At 64.1% G+C, this 19007-nt stretch carries 20 protein-coding genes; 3 read left to right on the forward strand and 17 right to left on the reverse strand.

Annotated features, from left to right (window positions below):
- Positions 1 to 29: 29 nt before the first annotated feature.
- From fnrA to ccoN (J5M71_RS03955), 15 genes are all read right to left on the reverse strand, one after another.
- A complete protein-coding gene (gene fnrA, locus J5M71_RS03885; protein WP_016711709.1) occupies positions 30 to 764 on the reverse strand; it encodes a Crp/Fnr family transcriptional regulator FnrA in 735 nt (244 codons plus the stop codon).
- Between the two features lie 185 nt (positions 765 to 949).
- Positions 950 to 2332, reverse strand: a complete 1383-nt coding sequence (gene hemN / locus J5M71_RS03890) for an oxygen-independent coproporphyrinogen III oxidase (RefSeq protein ID WP_063912765.1) — start codon at positions 2330 to 2332, stop codon at positions 950 to 952.
- Positions 2333 to 2474: 142 nt separating this feature from the next.
- Positions 2475 to 3158: a sulfite exporter TauE/SafE family protein gene (locus J5M71_RS03895; RefSeq protein WP_207830012.1), complete on the reverse strand. Its 684-nt coding sequence runs from the start codon at positions 3156 to 3158 to the stop codon at positions 2475 to 2477.
- Positions 3151 to 3366 carry a cbb3-type cytochrome oxidase assembly protein CcoS gene (ccoS, locus tag J5M71_RS03900; RefSeq protein ID WP_087499884.1) on the reverse strand — a complete coding sequence of 72 codons (216 nt, stop codon included), beginning with the start codon at positions 3364 to 3366 and terminating at the stop codon, positions 3151 to 3153. Before ccoS ends, J5M71_RS03895 begins: the two co-directional genes overlap by 8 nt.
- A complete protein-coding gene (locus J5M71_RS03905) occupies positions 3345 to 5819 on the reverse strand; it encodes a heavy metal translocating P-type ATPase (protein WP_207830015.1) in 2475 nt (824 codons plus the stop codon). Before J5M71_RS03905 ends, ccoS begins: the two co-directional genes overlap by 22 nt.
- Positions 5820 to 5969: 150 nt before the next feature.
- Positions 5970 to 6494, reverse strand: a complete 525-nt coding sequence (locus J5M71_RS03910; RefSeq protein WP_207830018.1) for a FixH family protein — start codon at positions 6492 to 6494, stop codon at positions 5970 to 5972.
- A gap of 15 nt (positions 6495 to 6509) precedes the next feature.
- Positions 6510 to 7925 (reverse strand): cytochrome c oxidase accessory protein CcoG, encoded by a 1416-nt coding sequence (ccoG, locus tag J5M71_RS03915; RefSeq protein ID WP_207830021.1) that lies wholly within the window; start codon positions 7923 to 7925, stop codon positions 6510 to 6512.
- A gap of 322 nt (positions 7926 to 8247) precedes the next feature.
- Entirely contained in the window at positions 8248 to 9225 is a 978-nt protein-coding gene (gene ccoP / locus J5M71_RS03920) for a cytochrome-c oxidase, cbb3-type subunit III (RefSeq protein ID WP_207830023.1), read from the reverse strand.
- Positions 9222 to 9419: a CcoQ/FixQ family Cbb3-type cytochrome c oxidase assembly chaperone gene (locus J5M71_RS03925; RefSeq protein ID WP_015271138.1), complete on the reverse strand. Its 198-nt coding sequence runs from the start codon at positions 9417 to 9419 to the stop codon at positions 9222 to 9224. The genes ccoP (J5M71_RS03920) and J5M71_RS03925 overlap by 4 nt, the downstream gene beginning before the upstream one ends.
- 5 nt (positions 9420 to 9424) lie before the next feature.
- Positions 9425 to 10033 (reverse strand): cytochrome-c oxidase, cbb3-type subunit II, encoded by a 609-nt coding sequence (gene ccoO / locus J5M71_RS03930; RefSeq protein ID WP_207830025.1) that lies wholly within the window; start codon positions 10031 to 10033, stop codon positions 9425 to 9427.
- A complete protein-coding gene (gene ccoN / locus J5M71_RS03935) occupies positions 10033 to 11475 on the reverse strand; it encodes a cytochrome-c oxidase, cbb3-type subunit I (RefSeq protein ID WP_063912758.1) in 1443 nt (480 codons plus the stop codon). Before ccoN (J5M71_RS03935) ends, ccoO (J5M71_RS03930) begins: the two co-directional genes overlap by 1 nt.
- Before the next feature lie 458 nt (positions 11476 to 11933).
- On the reverse strand, positions 11934 to 12872 hold the full coding sequence (gene ccoP / locus J5M71_RS03940) for a cytochrome-c oxidase, cbb3-type subunit III (RefSeq protein WP_207830027.1): 939 nt from the start codon (positions 12870 to 12872) through the stop codon (positions 11934 to 11936).
- Complete coding sequence (locus J5M71_RS03945) at positions 12869 to 13063, reverse strand: CcoQ/FixQ family Cbb3-type cytochrome c oxidase assembly chaperone (protein ID WP_063912756.1); 195 nt, start codon at positions 13061 to 13063, stop codon at positions 12869 to 12871. Before J5M71_RS03945 ends, ccoP (J5M71_RS03940) begins: the two co-directional genes overlap by 4 nt.
- 5 nt (positions 13064 to 13068) lie before the next feature.
- Positions 13069 to 13677 (reverse strand): cytochrome-c oxidase, cbb3-type subunit II, encoded by a 609-nt coding sequence (ccoO, locus tag J5M71_RS03950; RefSeq protein WP_207830029.1) that lies wholly within the window; start codon positions 13675 to 13677, stop codon positions 13069 to 13071.
- Positions 13678 to 13690: 13 nt separating this feature from the next.
- Positions 13691 to 15115 carry a cytochrome-c oxidase, cbb3-type subunit I gene (ccoN, locus tag J5M71_RS03955; protein ID WP_207830031.1) on the reverse strand — a complete coding sequence of 475 codons (1425 nt, stop codon included), beginning with the start codon at positions 15113 to 15115 and terminating at the stop codon, positions 13691 to 13693.
- Positions 15116 to 15165: 50 nt separating this feature from the next.
- On the opposite strand from ccoN (J5M71_RS03955), the gene J5M71_RS03960 reads away from it, so the two are divergent.
- On the forward strand, positions 15166 to 15858 hold the full coding sequence (locus J5M71_RS03960) for an alpha/beta family hydrolase (protein ID WP_243434064.1): 693 nt from the start codon (positions 15166 to 15168) through the stop codon (positions 15856 to 15858).
- 113 nt (positions 15859 to 15971) lie between these two features.
- Here J5M71_RS03960 and J5M71_RS03965 read toward each other — a convergent pair whose 3' ends face one another.
- On the reverse strand, positions 15972 to 16256 hold the full coding sequence (locus J5M71_RS03965) for a pyrimidine/purine nucleoside phosphorylase (RefSeq protein ID WP_003259920.1): 285 nt from the start codon (positions 16254 to 16256) through the stop codon (positions 15972 to 15974).
- A gap of 73 nt (positions 16257 to 16329) precedes the next feature.
- On the reverse strand, positions 16330 to 16881 hold the full coding sequence (locus J5M71_RS03970; RefSeq protein ID WP_207830033.1) for an exonuclease domain-containing protein: 552 nt from the start codon (positions 16879 to 16881) through the stop codon (positions 16330 to 16332).
- 173 nt (positions 16882 to 17054) lie between these two features.
- Here J5M71_RS03970 and J5M71_RS03975 point away from each other — a divergent pair, with 173 nt between their 5' ends.
- Positions 17055 to 17855: a transporter substrate-binding domain-containing protein gene (locus tag J5M71_RS03975; RefSeq protein ID WP_207830034.1), complete on the forward strand. Its 801-nt coding sequence runs from the start codon at positions 17055 to 17057 to the stop codon at positions 17853 to 17855.
- Positions 17856 to 17918: 63 nt separating this feature from the next.
- Positions 17919 to 18932, forward strand: a complete 1014-nt coding sequence (locus J5M71_RS03980; protein ID WP_207830038.1) for a GNAT family N-acetyltransferase — start codon at positions 17919 to 17921, stop codon at positions 18930 to 18932.
- Positions 18933 to 19007 lie beyond the last annotated feature (75 nt).

The raw sequence follows: 19007 nt of genomic DNA on the forward strand, positions 1-19007 counted from the left end.
TGCCCAAGTATACCCGCTAAACGCCGGCTTCAGGCCTCGATTGCACCACCGGCCAGCGCGCATAGCTGGATCGGGTCGAGGATGTGCACTTCCTTGCCTTCGGCACGGATCAGGCCGTTCTGCTGGAAGCGGGTGAACACCCGCGACACGGTTTCCACCGCCAGGCCCAGGTAGTTGCCGATTTCGTTGCGCGACATGCTCAGGCGGAACTGGTTGGCCGAATAGCCGCGGGCGCGGAAGCGCGCCGACAGGTTGACCAGGAAAGTGGCAATACGCTCGTCGGCGGTCTTTTTCGACAGCAGCAGCATCATTTGCTGGTCGTCGCGGATTTCCCGGCTCATTACCCGCATCAGCTGGCGGCGAAGCTGCGGCAGTTGCACCGACAGCTCGTCGAGGCGCTCGAACGGAATTTCGCACACCGAGGTGGTTTCCTGGGCCTGGGCCGATACCGGGTAAGCCTCGGTATCCATGCCCGACAGGCCGACCAGCTCGCTGGGCAGGTGGAAGCCGGTAATCTGTTCTTCGCCGCTGTCGCTGAGGCTGAAGGTTTTCAGGGCGCCGGAACGTACCGCGTAGACCGAGCCGAAATTGTCACCCTGGCGGAACAGGAACTCGCCTTTTTTCAGCGGCCGCCCACGCTTGACGATTTCGTCCAGTGCATCCATGTCTTCCAGGTTCAGTGACAGAGGCAGGCACAGGGGGGCCAGGCTGCAGTCCTTGCAATGGGCCTGGTTGTGTGGGCGCAGTTTGACTGGCTCGGACATTTTCATTCGATCCTTGTGGGAAAGCACACATAAGACGTAAGGGTAACTCACGGCGTAGGTTGTAGGCCAGCGTGCGCTGCTGTGGTGCGAGCTGGACTGGCCGCGGCGGGTGCGCGCCGGGGCCTTCGCTGTGCCCATGGTGTGCCTGGCAAGGAAACTTGTCCATGCGGTTGAACGACTCGGTTTCAGATCACCCGCGAAAAGCGCTGGCGGTTGTGCATTGCCAGGTAGGCGTCGAACACCATGCACACCGAGCGCGCCAGCAGGCGGCCGGCCGGCAGGATGCGGATGCCCTTGTCGTCCAGGCGGATCAGGCCGTCGCGCTGCAAGGTCAGCAGTTCCGGCCAGAGGTCGTTGAAGTAGCCGCGAAAATCGATGGTGAAGGCCTGTTCGATCGGCTCGAAATCCAGCTCGAAATGGCAGATCAGCTGCTGGATCACCGCGCGGCGTATGCGGTCGTCGTGGTTGCACAGCAGGCCGCGCTGGGTGGCCAGCTGGGCGTTGGACAAGCTGTCCTGATAGGTGTTGAGGTCGCTGCTGTTCTGGCAGTACAAGTCACCGATCTGGCTGATGGCCGACACGCCCAGGCCGATCAGGTCGCAGTGCCCATGGGTGGTGTAGCCCTGGAAGTTGCGCTGCAGGGTGCCTTCCTCCTGGGCGATGGCCAGCTCGTCGTCGGGCAGGGCGAAGTGGTCCATGCCGATGTAGCGGTAGCCGGCTGCGGTCAGTTGGTCGATGGTGGCGTGCAGCATCTCCAGCTTGGCGGCCGCGCTGGGCAGGTCATTGCTGTCGATGCGCCGTTGCGGCATGAAACGCTCGGGCAGGTGGGCGTAGTTGAACACAGACAGGCGGTCGGGTTGCAGGCGGATCACTTCTTCGACGGTGCGGGCAAAGCCTTCCGGAGTTTGCTTGGGCAGGCCGTAGATCAGGTCGAGGTTGATCGAGCGGAACTGCAGGGTGCGCGCGGCTTCGATCAGGGTGCGGGTCTGCTCCAGGCTCTGCAGGCGGTTGACCGCGCGCTGCACGGCCGGGTCGAGGTCCTGCACGCCCAGGCTGACGCGGTTGAAGCCCAGCTCGCGGAGCAGGCCCATGGTCGACCAGTCGGCCTCGCGCGGGTCGATCTCGATGCCGTAGTCGCCGGAATCGTCGTCCAGCAGATGGAAGTGCTGGCGCAGGGTGGCCATCAGCTGACGCAGTTCCACATGGCTGAGGAAGGTCGGTGTGCCGCCGCCGAAATGCAGCTGTTCAACACGTTGTTTAGGGGCGAGGTGGCAGGCGATCAGCTGGATTTCCTGCTCCAGGCGCTGCAGGTAGGGCGCGGCGCGGCCGCGGTCCTTGGTGATGACCTTGTTGCAGGCGCAGTAGTAGCAGATGTTGGCGCAGAACGGCACGTGCACGTACAGCGACAGCGGGCGCACGGCTCGACGGCTCTCGCGCAGGGCGTGGAGCAGGTCGAACGAGCCCACTTCGCTGTGCAGTTGCACGGCGGTCGGGTAAGAGGTGTAGCGTGGTCCGGCCAGGTCGTAGCGGCGGATCAGGTCGGTATCCCAACGTAGGTCGTCGAGCATGAGGGCGGTCCCCGGAAAGAGCAGCAGTGCCCCGGAGTCTATGGCCGTCTGTAGGAATCTGTGTTGATTTGTATCAAGGGCATTGGGGCTGCTCTGCAGCCCTTCGTGGGCTTGCCCGCGAAGGGTCGCAAAGCGGCCCCGATCAATGCCCCATCAACCAATGCTGGTGCGGTCCAGGCATGGTCCAGATACCAAACAGCATCACCAGCACCCCGCCAGCCACCCGCACACTGCGTCTTTTCAACAAAATGTTTACCCGCTCCGCGGCTAATCCGGTAGCCAGCAGCACCGGCCAGGTCCCTACGCCGAACGCCAGCATCAGCGCCGCGCTGTACCCGGCATTGCCTTGGCTGGCTGCCCACAGCAAGGTGCTGTACACCAGGCCGCATGGCAGCCAGCCCCACAGCGACCCCAGCAGCAACGCGCGGGGCAGGCTGGACACTGGCAGCAAGCGCGACGCCACTGGCTGGATATGCCGCCACAACCCCCGGCCCAGCGCCTCGATGCGGGTCAGCCCGCTCCACCAGCCGGCCAGGTACAGCCCCATGGCGATCAACAGCAGCGCCGCCACCACCCGCAGTGCCAGCGCCGCCGGGCTGCTGGCCACGGCCCAGCCGGCCAGGCCCAGCAGCAGGCCGGCACAGGCATAACTGAGAATGCGCCCAAGGTTGTAAGCCAGCAGCAGGCGCAAACGCCGGCCACGCTGTTCGGGTGGGATGGCAAGGGTCAGCGCGCCCATCAGGCCGCCGCACATGCCCAGGCAGTGGCCGCCGCCGAGCAGGCCGAGGATCATCGCCGAGCCCAGCAGGGGCAGCAGGTCAGGCACGGGGTGGGGGTTCCTTGTCGGTGTCGGCCTGGCTGTCGTCAGGCTTCACCGCCGCCTGGTGGCGCGGGTCCTGGTCGTCGAACAGGATGCTGTGGGCCGGGCTTTCCAGGTCGTCGTACTGGCCACTGTCCACCGCCCAGAAGAAGATGTACACGGCCACGCCGACCAGCAGCAGGGCTGCGGGGATCATGACGTAGAGGGCGGGCATGGTGACTTCCTCCCAGGCAGGGGCGCTTCATTCGTTGGCAAGCCCGATGCCAAGGGCAGGCGGGTCAGGCGCAGGGCGTTGAGCACCACGATCAGTGAACTGACCGACATGCCGATGGCTGCCCATACCGGGGTGATCCAGCCGAGCGCGGCAAACGGCAACATCAGGCCATTATACAGGGTCGCCCACAGCAGGTTCTCGAGGATGTTGCGGCGGGTGCGGCGGGCCAGTTCGAAGGCCTGTACCAGCGCCTGCAGGCGGTTGGACAGCAGCACGGCGTCGGCGCTGGTCTTGGCCAGGTCGGTGGCGCTGCCCATGGCGATGCTGATGTCGGCGGCGGCCAGCACCGGCACGTCGTTGACCCCGTCGCCCAGCATCAGCACCTTGTGCCCGGCTGCCTGCAGCGCCTTCAGCCGGTCCAGTTTGTCGTCCGGGCGCAGGCCGCCGATGGCCTGGTCGATGCCCAGCTGTGCGGCCACTTCGGCAACCATCGGCGAGCTGTCGCCGGACAGCAGCAGCGTGCGCCAGCCACGGGCCTTGCAGGCTGCCAGCAGGGCAGGGGCATCGTCGCGCAGGCGGTCGTCCAGGCCAAACCAGGCCAGCGGGCCCTGGCGGTCGCCCAGCAGCAGCCACTGTCCGCGTGGCTCCGGCACACTGGGGATTTCCGCGCCGCTCAGGGCACAGACGAAGGTGGCCTGGCCAATGCGCAGTTGCTGGCCTTCGACCAGCCCTTCCAGGCCCAGGCCAGGTACGCTCTGCACATCGTCAGCAGGCGTGGCGGTGCGGCCGAAGGCACGGGCGATGGGGTGTTCGGAGCGGTTTTCCAGCGCCACGGCCAAGGCCAGGCAGCGGTCGGCGGGCAGGCTGCCGAGCGGGCGGATGCTGCGCAAGGTCAGGCGGCCTTCGGTCAGGGTGCCGGTCTTGTCGAAAATCACCGTGTCGATCTGGTTCAGGCCTTCCAGCACATGGCCGCGGGTCACCAGCAGGCCGAGCTTGTGCAAGGTGCCGGTGGCAGCAGTAAGCGCCGTTGGCGTGGCCAGGGACAGCGCGCAAGGGCAGGTCGCTACCAGCATGGCCAGTACGATCCAGAACGCCCGCGCCGGGTCCAGGTGCCACCACCACAGGCCGATGGCTGCGGCGGCCAGCAGCGAGAACAGCAGGAACCACTGCGAGGCCCGGTCGGCGATTTCGGCCAGGCGTGGTTTCTCGGTCTGGGCGCGTTCCAGCAGGCGGACAATGGCCGACAACCGCGAGTCGTGGCCGAGGGCTTCCACTTCCACGTTCAGGGTGCTTTCGACATTCAGGGTGCCGCCGGTAACCCGCTCGCCGACTCGGCGTGGTTGCGGCAGGTATTCACCGGTCAGCAGCGATTCATCGACGCTGGAGCGGCCTTCGACGATGCGCCCGTCGGCGGGGATTACTGCGCCTGGCAGCACCTGTACCGTGTCACCGCACTGCAGTTCGCTGAGCAGGATGCGCTCGCTGCGGCCGTGGGAGTCCAGGCGCAAGCACGAGGCCGGCAGCAGGTTGACCAGCTGCGCAGTGGCCGCGGCGGTGCGTTCGCGGGCGCGGCGCTCCAGGTAGCGGCCAGTGAGCAGGAACAGCGCAAACATGCCCACGGTGTCGAAATACAGCTCGCCGCTGCCGGTGATGGCGGTCCAGATGCCCGCGCCGAAGGCCAGGCCAATGGCTAGCGACACCGAAACGTCCATGGTCAGGTGGCGGGTGCGCAGGTCGCGTGCCGCGCCCTTGAAGAACGGTGCGCAGCTGTAGAACACGATGGGGATGGTGAGGAACAGCGCCACCCAGCGCAGGATGGTGTGCAGTTCGGGCGACAGGTCGATGTTGAATTCCGGCCAGGTGGCCATGGTTGCCATCATCGCCTGAAACCACAGCAGCCCGGCCACGCCCAGGCGGCGCAGGGCGCTGCGGTTCTCGCGGGCCAGTTGCTCGGTGGCCTGGTCGGGCTGGTAGGGGTGGGCGGCGTAGCCGATCTGGCGCAGCTCGGCGAGCAGGCGCGAGAGTGGCAGTAGCTTGTCATCCCAGTTCAGCAACAGGCGGTGGTTGGACAGGTTCAGGCGTGCTTCGGCAACACCGGGCAGGTTGCGCAGGTGCTTTTCGATCAGCCAGCCGCAGGCGGCGCAGCTGATGCCTTCGACCAGCAGGGTAGCTTCGGCCAGATCGCCGGCATGGCGCACGAAGGTTTGCTGTACGTCGCTGCGGTCGTAGAGGGCCAGTTCGTCCTGTAGCTGATTGGGCAGGGCCTCGGGGTTGGCGCTGTTGTCGCTGCGGTGCTGGTAGTAGTGCTCCAGGCCACCGGCAACGATCGATTCGGCCACCGCCTGGCAGCCGGGGCAGCAGAACTGCCGGGGCTCACCAAGGACCACAGCGGTGAAGCGGCTGCCAGCGGGGACGGGCAGGGCGCAGTGGTAGCAGGGGGTGGGCTGGGTCATCACATCATTTGCCTTACACAAATCGGCTGGTTGGGCACGGTGCCTGTGGGAGCGGGTTCACCCGCGAAAGCGTCAGATCCGGCGATGATGCTTTCAGGTCTGACGCCTTCGCGGGTAAACCCGCTCCCACAAGGAGCGGCGGAGGTGCGTTTATCGGTGCTCGGCCCCCTGGAGCGCTTCATCACCCAGCTGCAAGGTCACACCATGCTCCACCTTTTCTTCCTCGAACAAGCGCCAAACCTGGCCACCTTCGCTACCCAGCAGCTCAACGAAACGGCGCCCGTCGACCTTGTCCTCCAGTTGCCCCACATAGCGCCCTGCCTCGACCCTGCTCAGCAGCACCTTGCGGTCTTTCTCCGGCTGGGTCGGCGAAATCAGGTTCAGCTCCAGGCTCTGCGGGTCGCTGTTGCCGGCCAGGCGCACGTCCACTTCGCCGGTCAGCTCGTCCAGGTGCACGCCGGCCTTCAGGCCCAGGTTCTGTGCCAGCAGTTCTCGGTCCAGCGAGCGGTTGATGCCCTTGCCGGCCTCGTAGTAGTTGTCGTTCACCAGGTTGTCCGGGTTGTGCACGGCGATGCTGACCATGGTCAGGCTCAGGCACACCGAGGTGGCGAGGATACCGATGATGATCCAGGGCCAGAGGTGCTTGTACCAGGGGCTGGCGGCGGTGGCAGGCATTGGTGGTTATCTCTCTTAGCGGATCTGTGGGCCGATGAAACGGCTCTTGGCTTCAACCTGGGCGTCGCTGTCATCGGCGCTCTTGAGGATGAAGGTGATTTCGTTGGTGGTCGACGGCAGTTTCTCGGGCGCGACCGACAGTTGCACCGGCAGGCTGACGATATCACCAGCGTCCACGCGGATCTCGCGCTGGCCTTCAAGCTTCAGGTCCGGCAGGCCAGTGGCGTCCAGCACGTAGACGTGGTCACGCTGGTCCTTGTTCATCACCTTCAGGCTGTACACGTTCTCGATCCGCCCCTGGGCGTTCTCGCGGTACAGCACACGGTCCTTGCTGACGTCGAAACCGACCAGCGAACGGGTGGCGAAGGCGGTGGCCAGGCCGACCATCATCACCAGCAGTACCACGGCGTAACCGATCAGCCGCGGGCGCAGCAGGTGGGTCTTCTGCCCGGACAGGTTGTGTTCGGTGGTGTAGCTGATCAGCCCTTTGGGGTAGTTCATCTTGTCCATGATGTTGTCACAGGCGTCGATGCACGCGGCGCAGCCGATGCACTCGATCTGCAGGCCGTCACGGATGTCGATGCCGGTGGGGCAGACCTGCACGCACATGGTGCAGTCGATGCAGTCGCCCAGGCCCGCAGCCTTGTAGTCCAGGTCCTTTTTGCGCGGGCCGCGGGTTTCGCCACGGCGCGGGTCGTAGGAAACGATCAGCGTGTCCTTGTCGAACATCACGCTCTGGAAGCGCGCATAGGGGCACATGTACACGCACACCTGCTCGCGCAGCCAGCCGGCGTTGCCGTAGGTGGCGAGGGTGAAGAAGCCGACCCAGAAGTAGGCCCAGCCGTCGGCCTGACCGGTAAAGAATTCGGTGGCCAGTTCACGGATCGGCGAGAAATAGCCGACGAAGGTCATGCCGGTGACGAAACCGATCAGCAGCCACAGGCTGTGCTTGGCGAACTTGCGCAGGAACTTGTTGCCGCTCATGGGGGCTTTGTCGAGCTTCATGCGCTGGTTGCGGTCGCCCTCGGTGACCTTTTCGCACCACATGAAAATCCATGTCCACACGCTTTGCGGGCAGGTGTAGCCGCACCACACCCGGCCGGCGAACACGGTGATGAAGAACAGGCCGAAGGCAGCAACGATGAGGATGCCTGAAAGCAGAATGAAGTCTTGCGGCCAGATGGTGGCGCCGAAGATGTAGAACTTGCGCTCGGGCAGGTTCCACCACACGGCCTGGTGGCCGCCCCAGTTCAGCCACACGGTGCCGAAGTACAGCAGGAACAGCACTGCCCCGCCGACCATGCGCAGGCGTCGGAACAGGCCGGTGAAGGCACGGGTGTAGATCTTTTCCCGGGAGGCGTAGAGGTCGACGGAATCCTTCCCTTTGTTGGCAGGCGGGGTGACGTCATGTACCGGAATTTGCTTGCTCATCATCAAGTCCCACGGCAGTGGAGAAACGCCGCAGCCAGTGCGTGCCGGCCGCAGTCTCGCGCAATCTGCTAGCGCTCTGCGGCCCATGATACGCCGCTGATGGCGGTATGGGGCTGCACTGCGACCTTTAGTCGCGTTGGGTTCGTGGTACGAATCGTGTTATGGCAGGTGTCAATTGATCCAGGTCATGGAGCCTGCAACAAATGTGTTTTCAGTACCGGCCTCTTCGCGGGTGAACCCGCTCCCACAGGGACCGCACAGATTCTGACGCGAGCGCAGTGCCTGTGGGAGCGGGTTTACCCGCGAAGAGGCCGGGCCTGCCTTACTCGGCCTTGGCCGGTTCGGCCTGCTGCGACAGGCTGTAAACATACGCCGCCAGCAGGTGCACCTTGTCATTCCCCTGCAACTGCTCCTGGGCTGGCATCTGCCCCTGGCGGCCATAACGGATGGTCTGCTGCAGTTGTGCAAAGCTCGAACCGTAGATGAACGCCTGCGGGTGGGTCAGGTTTGGCGCGCCCATGGCCGGCGTACCCTTGCCCTCGGGCCCGTGGCAGGCCACGCAGTTGGCGGCGAAGATCTTCTGCCCGTTCTCGGCATCGGCCTTCACGCCTTCTGGCAGGGTACGGCCATCGAGCTTGCTGACCACGAACGCGGCCACGTCGGCCACGCCCTGGTCACCGATCACCTCGGCCCAGGCCGGCATCACGCCGTGGCGGCCGCCCATGATGGTGGTCTTGATGGTGTCCGGCTCGCCGCCCCAGCGCCAGTCGTTGTCGGTGAGGTTAGGGAAGCCGAAGGCACCCTTGGCGTCGGAGCCGTGGCACACCGAGCAGTTGGAAGCGAACAGCCGCGCGCCCATCTTCAGGGCCTGCGGGTCCTTGGCCACCTCAGTGATGGGCATGGCCGCGAACTTGGCGAAGATCGGCCCGAAGCGGGCGTCGGCCTTGGCCATTTCCTTTTCCCACTCGTGCACGCCGGTCCAGCCCGGCTGGCCGTTGGAGAACTCGGTCTGCTTGTCGTTATCCAGGTACGAGTAGCCCGGCAGGATGCCTTTCCAGTTGCCCAGGCCCGGGTACAGCACCAGGTAGCCGAGGGCGAAGACGATGGTGCCGACGAACAGCCAGAACCACCATTTCGGCAGCGGGTTGTCGTACTCCTCGATGCCATCGAAGGCATGCCCGACGGTTTCGTCGGTGACCTCTTCGCGCTGGCCCTTGCGGGTCGACAGCAGCAGCCAGGTCAACGAGAAGATGGTGCCCAGGGTCAGGACGGTAACGTACAGACTCCAGAAGGTTGTCATTGTTTTTTGCTCCCAGAAGCTTTTGCGTGCTCTTGCTCGACGTGGCGGCAGGCCTCGGGGTCATCCGCGAAGGGCAGTTGGGTGGCTTCGTCGAAGTCCTTTTTACGCCGTGGGTTGAACACCCACAGCGCCAGGCCCACGAAAGCCACCATCACCACGACGGTGCCCAGGCCGCGAATCATCCCGATATCCATCAGCGTCACCGTTTGCTCTTGATGATGGTGCCAAGACCCTGCAGGTACGCGACGATGGCGTCCATTTCGGTCTTGCCCTTGACCGCGTCGCGGGCCCCGGCGATGTCGGCGTCGGTGTACGGCACGCCGAGGGTGCGCAGTACTTCCATCTTCTTCGCGGTGTCCTTGCCGTCGAGCTTGTGCTCGACCAGCCATGGGTACGACGGCATCTTCGATTCCGGTACCACGTTGCGCGGGTTGTACAGGTGTGCACGGTGCCAGTCATCGGAGTAGCGGCCACCGACCCGGGCCAGGTCCGGCCCGGTGCGCTTGGAGCCCCACAGGAACGGGTGGTCCCACACGCTTTCACCGGCCACCGAGTAGTGGCCATAGCGCTCGGTTTCGGCGCGGAACGGGCGGACCATCTGCGAGTGGCAGCCCACGCAGCCTTCGCGGATGTAGATATCGCGGCCTTCCAGTTCCAGCGCGGTGCGCGGCTTCATGCCTTCCACGGGTTTGTTGGTGACGTCCTGGAAAAACAGCGGGACGATCTGGGTCAGGCCACCGACGCTCACGGCGATGACCATGAAGAAGGCCAGCAGGCCTATGTTCTTCTCGACGGCTTCATGCTTCATCAGTGCGCTCCCACGACGACGATCTTGGCGGCTTCCTCAGCCTGTGCCGGGTTGGCGGCACGTACGGTACGGAACACGTTGTAGGCCATCAGCAGCATGCCGGTGGCGAAGAACGCACCGCCCAGGGCGCGGACGATATAGCCAGGGTGGCTTGCCTGCAGGGCTTCGACGAAGGAGTAGGTGAGGGTGCCGTCATCGTTGATGGCGCGCCACATCAGGCCTTGGGTGATGCCGTTTACCCACATCGAGGCGATGTACAGCACAGTGCCGATGGTGGCCAGCCAGAAGTGCGCGTTGATCAGGCCGATGCTGTGCATCTGCTCGCGACCGTAGAGTTTCGGGATCATGTGGTACACGGCGCCGATCGAGATCATCGCCACCCAGCCGAGGGCGCCGGCGTGGACGTGGCCGATGGTCCAGTCGGTGTAGTGCGACAGCGAGTTCACGGTCTTGATGGCCATCATCGGGCCTTCGAAGGTGGACATGCCGTAGAACGCCAGCGACACCACCAGGAAGCGCAGGATCGGGTCGGTGCGCAGTTTGTGCCAGGCACCGGACAGGGTCATCATGCCGTTGATCATGCCGCCCCAGCTGGGTGCCAGCAGGATGATCGACATCACCATGCCCAGCGACTGTGCCCAGTCAGGCAGGGCGGTGTAGTGCAGGTGGTGCGGGCCGGCCCAGATGTACAGGGTGATCAGTGCCCAGAAGTGCACGATCGACAGGCGATACGAGTAGATCGGGCGTTCGGCCTGCTTGGGTACGAAGTAGTACATCATCCCCAGGAAGCCGGTGGTGAGGAAGAAGCCCACGGCGTTGTGGCCGTACCACCACTGGATCATCGCGTCGGTAGCGCCGGAGTAGGCCGAGTACGACTTGAACAGGCTTACCGGCAGCGAGATGTGGTTGACGATGTGCAGCATCGCGGTAACCACGATGAAGGCGCCGTAGAACCAGTTGCCGACATAGATGTGCTTGGTCTTGCGCTTGACGATGGTGCCGAAGAACACCAGCCCGTAGGTGACCCAGACGATGGCCAGCAGGATCGCCAGCGGCCACTCGAGCTCGGCGTATTCCTTGGTGGTGGTGTAGCCCATCGGCAGGGTGATCAGCGCGCCGACGATCACCGCCTGCCAACCCCAGAAGGTGAAGGCGGCCATGCTGTCGGAGATCAGCCGGGTCTGGCAGGTGCGCTGCACCACGTAGTAGCTGGTGCCGAACAGCGCACAGCCCCCGAAGGCGAAGATCACCAGGTTGGTGTGCAGCGGGCGCAGGCGGCCGAAGCTGGTCCAGGGCAGGTCCAGGTTCAGTTGCGGCCATACCAGCTGCGAGGCGATGAAGACGCCGAGGCCCATGCCAAGGATCCCCCAGACCACCGTCATGATGGCGAACTGGCGGACGACCTTATAGTTATAAGCAGTCGGACTGATTGCTGTGCTCATTGCTAAGGTTCCACGGTTTTGATGTTCTTGTTGGTCGAAAAATCGGCGCCAGTATTGATAACCACTGGGGTTACCGCAACGCAACTTTGGTACGCCGACCCGTGCCCGAGCCCGTTCACTGATGTCCCGCAGTAATCGGGTTCTGGCGATTGTACACAAATAAATATTTGTAATGTGTACCGTTTTTCGTCTTTTTCTGATCGATCGGTCAAGCTTTTTATCGGGACGGCAACAGGCTACGCGCCGCGTCTGCTTCGGTCCTTTCGGAGCGAGGCCCACTGAGGCAACAAGCTTAGTTCTGTTCGGAGGGGGTGCAAGGAGGGGTAGAGCAGGGAGAGGGGCTGCTTTGCAGCCCTTCGCGGGCTTGCCCGCTCCCACAGGTTCACCACAATACTTGAAATCTGTGGTTGACCTGTGGGAGCGGGCGAGTCGGGACGCCGAACCGCCGCGAATGGGTGTTACTTGGCTGTCAGGTCTGGCGAAGCTTGATCCTGCGACAGGCTATACACATACGCCGCCAGCAGGTGCACCTTGTCGTTGCCCTGGATCTCGGCCTGCGCCGGCATCTGCCCCTGGCGACCATAGCGGATGGTCTGTTGCAACTGGGCAAAGCTCGAACCGTAGATGAACGCCTGCGGGTGGGTCAGGTCTGGCGCACCCATGGCCGGAGTGCCCTTGCCTTCAGGCCCGTGGCAGGCCACGCAGTTGCCGGCGAAGATCTCCTTGCCTTTGGCCGGGTCGGCCTTGACCCCTTCCGGTAGGGTGCGGCCAGCGAGGTCGGTGAGCACGAACGCGGCCACATCCGCCACGCCCTGCTCGCCGATCACTTCGGCCCAGGCCGGCATCACGCCGTGGCGGCCGTTCATGATGGAAGCCTTGATGGTTTCCGCCTCGCCGCCCCAGCGCCAGTCCTTGTCGGTGAGGTTGGGGAAGCCGTAGGCACCCTTGGCGTCCGAGCCGTGGCATACCGAGCAGTTGGAGGCAAACAGGCGGCTGCCCATTTTCAGCGCCTGCGGGTCCTTGGCCACTTCTTCCACGGGCATGGCAGCATACTTGGCGAAGATCGGGCCGAATTTTGCGTCGGCCTTGTCCATTTCCTTCTGCCATTCGTTGGCGCCGGTCCAGCCGTTTTCATAGCCTGGCAGGATGCCCTTCCAGTTGCCCAGGCCCGGGTAGAGGATCAGGTAGCCGACCGAGAACACCAGGGTGCCGACGAACAGCCAGAACCACCACTTGGGCAGCGGGTTGTCGTATTCCTCGATGCCGTCGAAGCTGTGGCCCATGGTCTGGTCGGTGGTGTTGCTCTGGCCCTTGCGGGTGGCGAGCAACAGCCAGGTCAGGCCAATCAGGCTACCGATGGTCAGTACGCAGATGTACGTACTCCAGAAGGTGGTCATTGCCCGTTACTCCTTTTTGCAGCAGGTTCCTGTCCGGCAGAGGGCAGGCGGTCGTCGACGAAGGGCAGCAGGCGCGCTTCGGCGAAATCATGGTCGCGGCGGCGGTTGAATACCCACAGGGTGAGGCCGATGAAGGCGATCATCACCACCAGGGTACCCAGGCCGCGGATCATGCCGATGTCCATTTCCATCGCACTCACCTCTTGTTCTTGATCGCGGTGCCGAGCACCTGCAGGTAGGCCACCAGGGCGTCCATCTCGGTCTTGCCCTTGACCGCGTCGCGGGCCCCGGCGATGTCGGCGTCGGTGTAGGGCACGCCCAGGCTGCGCAGGGTGCGCATCTTGGTGTCGGTGTGGCTATTGTCGACCTGCTGGGCGACCAGCCACGGGTACGACGGCATCTTCGACTCCGGGACCACGTTGCGCGGGTTGTACAGGTGCGCACGGTGCCAGTCGTCCGAGTAACGGCCACCGACCCGGGCCAGGTCCGGCCCGGTGCGCTTGGAACCCCACAGGAACGGGTGGTCCCACACGCTTTCACCGGCCACCGAGTAGTGGCCATAGCGCTCGGTTTCGGCGCGGAACGGGCGGATCATCTGCGAGTGGCAGCCTACGCAGCCTTCGCGGATGTAGATGTCGCGGCCTTCCAGTTGCAGTGCGGTGTAGGGCTTCATGCCTTCCACCGGTTTGTTGGTGACGTCCTGGAAGAACAGCGGGACGATCTGGGTCAGGCCGCCGATACTGACGGCAAACACCATCAGCAGGGCCAGCAGGCCGACGTTTTTCTCGATGACTTCATGTTTCATCAGGCAGGTCTCCTCAAGCCAGCTGGGCGTTCGCAGGGGCGATATCGAGCGCCGGCGAACGCACGGTGCGCCAGGTGTTCCAGGCCATCAGGAACATGCCGCTGAGGAAGATCGCACCACCGACGAAGCGCACGATGAAGCCTGGGTGGCTGGCCACCAGGGTTTCCACGAACGAGTAGGTGAGCGTGCCGTCACTGTTGACCGCGCGCCACATCAGGCCCTGGGCGATACCGTTGACCCACATCGAGGCGATGTACAGCACGGTGCCGATGGTGGCCAGCCAGAAGTGCGCGTTGATCAGGCCGATGCTGTACATGCGCTCTTTGCCGAACACTTTCGGGATGGTGTGGTACAGCGCGCCGATCGAGATCATCGCCACCCAGCCGAGGGCGCCGGCGTGCACGTGGCCGATGGTCCAGTCGGTGTAGTGGGACAGGGCGTTGACCGTCTTGATGGCCATCATCGGGCCTTCGAAGGTGGACATGCCGTAGAACGCCAGCGACACCACCAGGAAACGCAGGATCGGGTCGCTGCGCAGTTTGTGCCAGGCACCGGACAGGGTCATCATGCCGTTGATCATGCCGCCCCAGCTGGGTGCCAGCAGGATCAGCGACATCACCATGCCCAGCGACTGGGCCCAGTCAGGCAGGGCGGTGTAGTGCAGGTGGTGCGGACCGGCCCAGATGTACAGGGTGATCAGCGCCCAGAAGTGCACGATCGACAGGCGATAGGAATAAACCGGGCGTTCGGCCTGCTTGGGCACGTAGTAGTACATCATCCCCAGGAAGCCCGCGGTCAGGAAGAAGCCCACCGCGTTGTGGCCATACCACCACTGCACCATGGCATCGGTAGCGCCGGCATAGACCGAGTAGGACTTGGTCAGGCTGACCGGCAGTTCCAGGTTGTTGACGACGTGCAGCATCGCCACGGTGAGGATGAAGGCGCCGAAGAACCAGTTACCGACATAGATGTGCTTGGTGTTGCGTTTCATCAGCGTGCCGAAGAACACGATGGCGTAGCTCACCCAGACGATGGTGATCAGGATGTCGATCGGCCATTCCAGTTCGGCGTATTCCTTGGAGCTGGTGTAGCCCAGCGGCAGGCTGATGGCCGCCAGCAGGATCACCAGTTGCCAGCCCCAGAAGGTGAACGCGGCCAGGCCTGGTGCAAACAGGGTGGTCTGGCAGGTGCGTTGCACCGAATAATAGGAGGTGGCGAACAGCGCACAGCCGCCAAAGGCGAAGATCACCGCATTGGTATGCAGGGGACGCAGGCGGCCGAAGCTGGTCCAGGGGAGGTCGAAGTTGAGGGAAGGCCAGGCGAGCTGGGCGGCGATGAAGACGCCGAGCCCCATCCCGACGATTCCCCACACCACCGTCATGATGGCGAATTGGCGGACCACCTTGTAGTTATAGGCGGTACTGCTGGTTGTGTTCATGTATGGGTTCCCATCCACGGTTATTTGGCAGGCTTTACAGCGAGGCAAGCATGATTAATGGGCAAAGTGCCGGTATTGACGGGGATCAATGGGCGAAGGTCGGAAATGTCCCAGGCTTGCGCTGCGATCCTCCGCACGTTCAGGGCCAGGACGGCTACAAGGGTTGCCTGATCCTGGCCCATGGCGCAGGTGCACCGATGGACAGCGGGTTCATGGACGAAATGGCGCAAAGGCTTGCGGCGCTTGGGGTGGCGGTAGTGCGCTTCGAGTTCCCGTACATGGCCGAGCGCCGGGTTACCGGCGGCAAGCGGCCGCCGAACCCACAGAAGGTGTTGCTGGAGTGCTGGCGCGAGGTGTACCGGCAGGTGCGACCTTTGGTCACGGGCAAGCTGGCGGTGGGTGGCAAGTCCATGGGCGGGCGCATGGCCAGCCTGCTGGCCGATGAGTTGGGGGCTGATGCACTGGTGTGCCTGGGCTATCCGTTCTATGCGGTGGGCAAACCGGAGAAGCCACGGGTCGAGCACCTGGCCGAATTGAAGACGCCGACCTTGATCGTGCAGGGCGAGCGGGATGCGCTGGGTAACCGCGAGGCGGTGGCAGGGTATGCGTTGTCGCCGGCGATCGAGGTGAGCTGGCTAGTGGCGGGGGACCATGACCTGAAGCCGCTTAAGGCCTCGGGGTTCAGCCACGAGCAGCATTTGCAGGCGGCGGCTGAGAAGGTTGCAGCATTCCTGAAGGGTTAGTGCCGGGTTCTTCGCGGGTGAGCCCGCTCCCACAGGTTCACCACAGGATCTGAAAACTGTGCAGTACCTGTGGGAGCGGGTTTACCCGCGAAGAGGCCGGACCAGGCTGACGCTTAGTCGCGGTACTCGCACAGGTAAGCGGTATCCACCTTCACCTGCAACTGGAACTTGCTGTCCGCCGGCACGTTGAACTTGTCGCCCGCCTTGAAGGTTTCCCAGTTGTCGCTACCTGGCAGTTTCACGGTCAGCGCACCCGAAACCACGTGCATGATCTCGCGCTTGGCAGTGCCGAACTCGTATTCGCCCGGGGCCATCACACCGACAGTGGCCGGGCCTTCTTCGCCCGCGAATGCGATCGACTTGACGGTGCCGTTGAAGTACTCGTTGACCTGGAACATGGGCGACTCCTGAAAAGGGGGGATGAAAAGGGCTGGCCAGTATGCCCAAGCCCACGGGCCCCGTCATCTGCTTTCAGGTAGCCCCCGCAGGCAGGCTCAACGGCAGCAGTCGCGCGGTATTGCGCGCATCTTCCAGAGCCCGGTGCTGCTGCCCGCAAAAGTGCATGCCGGCCAGCTGCAGGGCACCGTTCAGGCCGGTGGGGCGCTGCAGGTGGCGAGCCTTGGCGAAGCGTTGCTTGAGGTTGATGTGCGGCAGGGTCCGCAGCAGGCTGTCCAGCCCATGCTGCTGCCATTCCTGATGCAGCTGCTGGCGGTCGTAGTCGCCCCAGCTGACCCAGGCCTGAAGCTGCCCACGGTGGTGCCCGAGCCAGCGCTCGAAGCTTGCCCACACCTCGCGGAACGATGCGGCACTGTCCACGCTGGCCTGGCTGATGTGGGTCAGCTCGCGGCAGAACGGGGTCAACTGCGGCCGCCGCCGAGGCTTGACGAAGCGCTGGAAGTGGTCGACCTCGCGGCCTTCGCGGGTAACCAGGCTTGCGCCGATTTCAATGACTTCCATCTCTGTGACCGGCCACCCACCATCGTCGGTGGTGGCTTCCAGGTCGATCACCAACCAATGGCCCATACCAGGCTCCCTTGCAGATCCTGCTAGAGCGTAGCCAAACTCCGGGCATCCGGCACCCCCTGGCAATTTGCCCGCGGCTTTGGCACAAAGGGCCACATAACCGGCAGTTGTATCCGGCCCGGAAAACGCCTAGCTTAGGCGGACCCAGGCATGAACCGTGATGAGTGTCCGTCTTGACTCCAGCGCCCGGCCTCAAGGCCTTGTCTTCCCTGATGCTGCTGGCTGTGTTCTGGCTGGCGGTGCCGTCATGGGCGGCTGGTACCGTCGAAGTGAAGATTGGCGCGGCGCATTTCCCGCCCTACACCGTGCGCCCGGAGCAGGGCGCCGACACCGGCCTGCTGCCGCAACTGGTCGACGCGCTCAATCGTGCGCAGCAGCACTACCGCTTCGTTCTGGTGCCCACGTCCATCCAGCGGCGTTTCGGTGACTTCCAGCAAGGCCGCACCGACATGGCCATTTTCGAGAACCCGCAATGGGGTTGGCAGCAGATTGCCCACCAGACCGTGGACATGGGCCTGGAAGACGCCGAAGTGTTCGTTGCCCGGCAGGCCAATGGCCGTGACCCGCATTACTTCGATGACCTGCATGGCAAGCGCCTGGCGCTGTTCAACGGCTATCACTATGCGTTCGCCGGCTTCAATCCCGACCCGGACTACCTGCGCAAGGCCTTCAACGCGACCCTGACCTACTCCCACGACAGCAACCTGCTGATGGTGCAGGCCGGCCGCGCCGATATTGCCCTGGTCACGCGTTCCTACCTCAGCGATTTCCTGGCGCGCAACCCGGCCAGCCGGGAGCGGTTGGTGCCTTCGCAGCGCATTGACCAGGTCTACCACCACTACGCCTTGCTGCGCCCGGGGGCACCCATCGGCGAGCAGTCGTTCGCGGCGCTGCTGCGCGCCCTGCGCGACAGCGGCGAGCTGGCGCGCATCTTCGAGCCCTACCGCATCACGGTGGCCGCACCACGCAACTAAATTCGCGCGTCGCGGCAACGTTCTCAGCAGTGAGCCTTTTCTTCATTGCCGTGAGTCAAGCCCATGCCGTTCGATGCCGCTTCGCAGCCCCTGTCAGTACCACGCTGGCGCAGCCTCAGTGCCGAGGAGGGCGACAGCTGGCTGAGCCTGTCCCTCGAAGGCCGCCCGCTGATCCAGTTGCGCCTGGAGGCGGGCGCTACCCTGCACCTTCACCTTGAGCGCCTGTGCCCCGAGCGCCCCTATCAGGCCTTGTGGGCCGCCTGTTATTGGCTGCTGTCCCGCGATCCGGCCTGTCAGCGCCTGGCCTGGCACCTACCCGAGGCGTTGCCCCAGGCATTGACCAGTGGCCTGCTGCTAGCCGGTGAGCAGCCAGGCCAGTACCTGTGCGAGCGAGCGCTGTTCTGGCAGCTGCCGCAGCCGTGGCTGGGCGAGTCGGCCACCGTGGCATACCCGCAGCAGATGCAGATCAGCAACGGCAAGCGCCACCCACGCCGCACGCCCAAGCCCCGTGGCGAGGTGTACCGGCGCTTCGATGCGCGCCTGGGCAGTTGGGTGTCGCTGCGGACATTGGAGATCGAGCATGACCTGGAGCGCTTCAACCGCTGGCAGAACAACCCACGGGTGGAGGCGTTCTGGCAGGAGGGTGGCACCCTTGCGCAGCATCGCGAGTACCTGGGCAAGCTCGAGGCCGACCCGCATACCCTGACGCTGATCGGCTGCTTCGATGACCAGCCGTTTGCCTACTTCGAGGCGTACTGGGCCAAGGAAGACCGCATTGCGCCGTTCTACCCGGCCGATGACTACGACCGTGGCATCCACATGCTGGTAGGGGAGGAGAGCCACCGCGGGCCGCACAAGGTGGCCAGTTGGCTATCGGCGCTGGTGCACTACCTGTTCCTGGATGACCCACGCACCCAGCGGGTGGTGGCCGAGCCGCGTGCCGACAACGGCAAGATGATCGGCTACATGCACGACCAGTGCTTCCATTGCGACAAGGAGTTCGACTTCCCGCACAAGCGTGCGGCGTTGATGATTCTGGGGCGGGAACGGTTTTTCGACCGCTGCAAACTGGCTTGATATCGAGGTGGCTTCTTCGCGGGCACGTCCGCTCCCACAGGTCCCCCTCAGTCTTTGAGGTCTGTGCTTATCCTG

Source organism: Pseudomonas sp. 43(2021) (genome assembly GCF_017490805.1).
Lineage (GTDB): Bacteria > Pseudomonadota > Gammaproteobacteria > Pseudomonadales > Pseudomonadaceae > Aquipseudomonas.